This is a genomic window from Luteibacter sp. P4_E6 (assembly GCF_056401535.1).
Genome location: NZ_JBFUJE010000364.1, coordinates 1 through 3,944 on the forward strand (window position 1 = coordinate 1; position 3,944 = coordinate 3,944).

At 65.1% G+C, this 3,944-nt stretch carries 7 protein-coding genes; 5 read left to right on the plus strand and 2 right to left on the minus strand.

The window, feature by feature from the left end; translation table 11 throughout:
• The 3 genes from AC1DT2_RS17200 to AC1DT2_RS17210 all read left to right on the plus strand — a co-directional run.
• On the plus strand, window positions 1–250 hold a 250-nt coding region (locus tag AC1DT2_RS17200), incomplete at its 5' end, for a hypothetical protein (RefSeq protein ID WP_477297679.1).
• A complete protein-coding gene (locus tag AC1DT2_RS17205; RefSeq protein ID WP_063573218.1) occupies window positions 240–437 on the plus strand; it encodes a DUF1656 domain-containing protein in 198 nt (65 codons plus the stop codon). The genes AC1DT2_RS17200 and AC1DT2_RS17205, both read left to right, overlap by 11 nt.
• A gap of 10 nt (window positions 438–447) precedes the next feature.
• Window positions 448–1,467 carry an HlyD family secretion protein gene (locus AC1DT2_RS17210; RefSeq protein ID WP_477297680.1) on the plus strand — a complete coding sequence of 340 codons (1,020 nt, stop codon included), beginning with the start codon at window positions 448–450 and terminating at the stop codon, window positions 1,465–1,467.
• A 27-nt stretch (window positions 1,468–1,494) separates the two neighbouring features.
• Here AC1DT2_RS17210 and AC1DT2_RS17215 read toward each other — a convergent pair whose 3' ends face one another.
• On the minus strand, window positions 1,495–2,091 hold the full coding sequence (locus AC1DT2_RS17215; RefSeq protein WP_213948883.1) for a GNAT family N-acetyltransferase: 597 nt from the start codon (window positions 2,089–2,091) through the stop codon (window positions 1,495–1,497).
• 10 nt (window positions 2,092–2,101) lie between these two features.
• The gene (locus AC1DT2_RS17220) at window positions 2,102–2,308 is read right to left on the minus strand and encodes a YdcH family protein (protein ID WP_063573419.1); all 207 of its coding nucleotides are present in this window, start codon (window positions 2,306–2,308) and stop codon (window positions 2,102–2,104) included.
• 101 nt (window positions 2,309–2,409) lie between these two features.
• Here AC1DT2_RS17220 and ttcA point away from each other — a divergent pair, with 101 nt between their 5' ends.
• Window positions 2,410–3,282 carry a tRNA 2-thiocytidine(32) synthetase TtcA gene (gene ttcA, locus AC1DT2_RS17225; protein ID WP_063573420.1) on the plus strand — a complete coding sequence of 291 codons (873 nt, stop codon included), beginning with the start codon at window positions 2,410–2,412 and terminating at the stop codon, window positions 3,280–3,282.
• Window positions 3,283–3,315: 33 nt separating this feature from the next.
• Window positions 3,316–3,944, plus strand: a 629-nt coding sequence (locus AC1DT2_RS17230) for an aminotransferase class I/II-fold pyridoxal phosphate-dependent enzyme (protein ID WP_477297683.1), incomplete at its 3' end; no start/stop codon positions are given.

Sequence of the window (3,944 nt, forward strand, 5' to 3'; positions counted from 1 at the left end):
GTTGCATCCCTATCTGACGGATGCCCTGCGCACGCTCGCGCGCTTCTACGAGAAGCCGGATGCGGCGGGCTACCTGCTGGCGCGCGACGCCGTCGCGACGGCGATCGCCAGTATCGGCGAGCACGAAGGCGCACACCATCTCCTCGAACACCTCCACCTCGTCCGCATGGCGCTGCTCGACGGCGAATCCGTCCTTGCCGCGTACATGCCGAATGCCCCGCTTGCCAAGGAGATCGTCCATGCCTCGTGAGATCGCACTCGGCGACGCCCTCGTTCCGGGGCTGCTCGTCCTTTTTGTCCTGGCCTTGCTGCTTCTCTGGGCGCTCGACGGGGTGGCAGGTCGTTTCGGTCTCTACCGGCTCGTCTGGCATCCACCGCTGTTCCGCCTGGCCGTGTTCGTTTGCGTATTCGGCGCCTGTGCGCTCTTCCTGCTCTGAGTGATCCGTCATGAAATTCGCGACCCTCATTCGTTTTACCGTCACCGCGATCGTCGTGCTCGTCGCGGCCTTCGTCGGGCATGCCATGTGGAAGCACTACATGTACTCGCCGTGGACGCGCGATGGCCGCGTACGCGCGGAAATCGTCCGCATCGCGCCGGACGTCGCGGGGCTGGTCACCGACGTGAAGGTGATCGACAACCAGACGGTGAAGAAGGGCGACGTCCTCTTCGTGGTGGACCGTGCGCGCTACGAGAACGCCGTGGCCCAGGCCAAGGCGAATCTCAACGCCGCCGAGGCCGCTGCACGTGCCGCCGGCGCGAGTATCAACGCCGCTTCGGCGGGTGCCGAGCAGAGCAAGGCGAACTACGAGATGTACGAGGCACAGTCCGAGCGCCGGCAGAAGCTGATCAACAACGTGATCTCGGCCGAGGACAAGGCCAACGCCGCGGCCGCCGCGAACGCCGCCAAGGCCGGCTGGCAGCAGACGCTTGCCAGCACGAAGCAGGCCAGCGCCGCGCAGCAGCAATCGCTGGCGGCCGTGGCCCAGGCACAAGTCGAACTGGCGTCCGCGCAACTCAATCTGGATCGCACGCAGGTCCTCGCCCCGGTCGATGGTTTCGTGACCAATCTCGACGTGCGCGTGGGTGACTACGCCAACGCCGGCACGCCGCGCCTCGCGCTGATCGACAGCCATTCCTACTGGATTTACGGGTATTTCGAGGAAACGAAACTGCCGGGCCTGCGCATCGGCGATCCCGTGGATATTCGTCTGATGAGCGGCGGCGTGCAGTTCAAGGGCGCGGTGGAGAGCATCGCGCGCGGCATTACCGACGCCGACAATCCGACCGGCAGCGACCTGCTCGCTGATGTGAATCCGACCTTCAACTGGGTACGGCTGGCGCAGCGCGTGCCGGTGCGCGTGAAGATCGATGCGGATCACCTGCCTGCGGGTACGGTGTTGTCGGCAGGTATGACGGCGACGCTGATCRTACATCCTTCGCATCCGGACGCAGTCGCTGCTCGATAAGGGCCAATACGAAGGCGCGGCTGCGCATCAGGCGTGCGGCGGCGCCAGCCGGTTGAGTCGCAGCTGCAGCCACTTGTCCACGTCCGGCCATTCGGTGGCGAGGATGCTGTAGCAGACGGTGTCGCGGAGCGAGCCGTCGGGGCGGCGCTTGTTGGCGCGGAGGACGCCCTCGCGTTTTGCGCCCAGCTTCTCGATCGCGCGCTGGGAATCCTGGTTATAGGCATCCGTATGGAACGCCACGGCGACGACGCCCACGTTCTGGAAGGCATTATCGAGCAACAGGTGCTTGCAGGCCGTGTTGACGTGGCTGCGCTGCCAGCGGCGCGCATACCAGGTGTAGCCGATGGCCACGCGCGACGGATCGTCCTCGATCTCGTAGTAGCGGGTCGAGCCGACGATCTGGCCGGTCTCGTTCTCGCGCACCACCCAGGGCGACATGCGACCTTCCTCCTGGCCGCGCAGGGCGGATTCGACATACTCCGTCATGCGGCCGGGACCGGGCACCGAGGTGAACCAGAGATCCCACAGGTTGCCGTCGGCGGCCGCCTGCTCCAGCGCCGGGATGTGCGCCAGGGTCATCGGCTCGAGGGTGACGTAGGCGCTTTCGAGGCGGATGGGGGTCATGGCGCGGGTCTCAGGCGTCGAGGTCGGGGATCAGGCGGCTTTCGATCCGGGAAATCGTGTCTTTCAACAGTAGCTTGCGCTTCTTCAAGCGAGTGAGCTGGAGCTCGTCCCGGCCGATGGAGGCGGCCAGATGGTCGATGGCGGCATCGAGATCTCGGTGCTCGACCTTGAGCTCGGACAACCGTTTGTTCAGTTCAGCGGGATCCTGGACCTGCATGGCATTGGCCGGGCGGGAGGTGAAGGAGAGAGTGTAACTCCCGGCGGTGTCCCCCGCAGCGGCTACAATAGGAGGCCGTCCCTCCCGAACACCGCCAACGCATGTCCGCCATACCCGACGCCACCCGTAAGCAGAGCTACGAAGCCGGCAAGCTGGCCAAGCGCTTGCGCCGCCAGGTCGGCCAGGCGATCGCCGACTACGGCATGATCGAGGACGGCGACCGGATCATGGTCTGCCTCTCCGGGGGTAAAGACTCCTACACGATGCTGGATATGCTGCTTTCGCTGCAGGCGAAGGCACCGGTCCGTTTCGAACTGATCGCGGTGAACCTCGACCAGAAACAGCCGGACTTCCCCGAGCACGTCTTGCCGGCGTACCTGGCCGAGCGGAACATCCCGTTCCACATCATCGAGCAGGACACCTACAGCGTCGTCACCCGGGTCATCCCGCAGGGCAAGACGATGTGCAGCCTGTGCTCGCGCATGCGTCGCGGGGCGCTGTACCAGTGGGCGTCGAACAACGGCATCACCAAGATCGCGCTCGGCCATCATCGCGACGACATCCTCGGCACGTTCTTCCTCAACATGTTCTACCAGGGCAGCCTGAAGGCGATGCCGCCGAAGTTGCTCTCGGACGACGGCAGCCATGTGGTGATCCGCCCGCTGGCCTACTGCCGCGAAGACGATATCGCCGCCTACGCGGAAGCGCGCGCGTTCCCGATCATCCCGTGCAACCTCTGTGGTTCGCAGGAGAACATGCAGCGCAAGGTCGTCAAGCGCATGCTCGAAGACTGGGAAAAATCCAATCCTGGCCGCAGCGAAACCATCTTCCGCGCGATGGGGAACATCGCCCCTTCGCAGCTGACCGACCGTAAGCTGTTCGACTTCGCGGCGCTCGGCGCACGCGAGGGCGCGGCGCGCGCCGACACCCATGCGTGGCTTGCCGGCGGCGACGCCGGTGACGACAACGACTGATTATCTAAAACTCCGCTTCAAGGCCTGCCGACCATGACCCTTTTCTCCGCTGTCGAACTTGCTCCACGCGATCCGATCCTTGGCCTCAACGAAGCCTTCGGCGCCGATACGCGTCCGGACAAAGTCAACCTCGGCGTCGGCGTGTACTACGACGCCAACGGTCACGTTCCCCTGTTGCGTGCCGTGCGTGAAGCCGAGAAGGCGCGCCTCGAAGCCCAGCTGCCGCGTGGCTACCTGCCCATCGACGGCATCGCGCTTTACGACGCAGCGGTGCAGAAGCTGCTCTTTGGCGCCGGTTCGCCGCTGCTCGCCGAGCGCCGCGTTGTCACCGCGCAGGCCCTGGGCGGTACCGGTGCACTGAAGATCGGCGCCGACTTCCTGCATCGCCTGAATCCCTCTGTGCCGGTCGCTATCAGTAATCCGAGCTGGGAAAACCACCGCGCACTGTTCGAAGGCGCGGGATTCCAGGTCGTGGAATACCCGTACTACGACGCCTCCTCCCATGGCGTGGATGTCGATGCCATGCTCGGCGGTCTGGCGAAGCTGCCCAAGGGCGCGATCGTCGTCCTGCACGCCTGCTGTCATAACCCGACGGGTGTCGACCTCGGCACTGAGGATTGGAAGCGCGTGATCGAGACCGTGCGCGAGCATGACCTCGTGCC

Excerpts from the sequence above, each read along its gene's own strand:
- AC1DT2_RS17205 (WP_063573218.1), top strand. The coding sequence starts at position 240 with ATGCCTCGTGAGATCGCACTCGGCGACGCCCTCGTTCCGGGGCTGCTC.
- AC1DT2_RS17215 (WP_213948883.1), bottom strand. The coding sequence starts at position 2,091 with ATGACCCCCATCCGCCTCGAAAGCGCCTACGTCACCCTCGAGCCGATG.
- AC1DT2_RS17220 (WP_063573419.1), bottom strand. The coding sequence starts at position 2,308 with ATGCAGGTCCAGGATCCCGCTGAACTGAACAAACGGTTGTCCGAGCTC.
- ttcA (WP_063573420.1), top strand. The coding sequence starts at position 2,410 with ATGTCCGCCATACCCGACGCCACCCGTAAGCAGAGCTACGAAGCCGGC.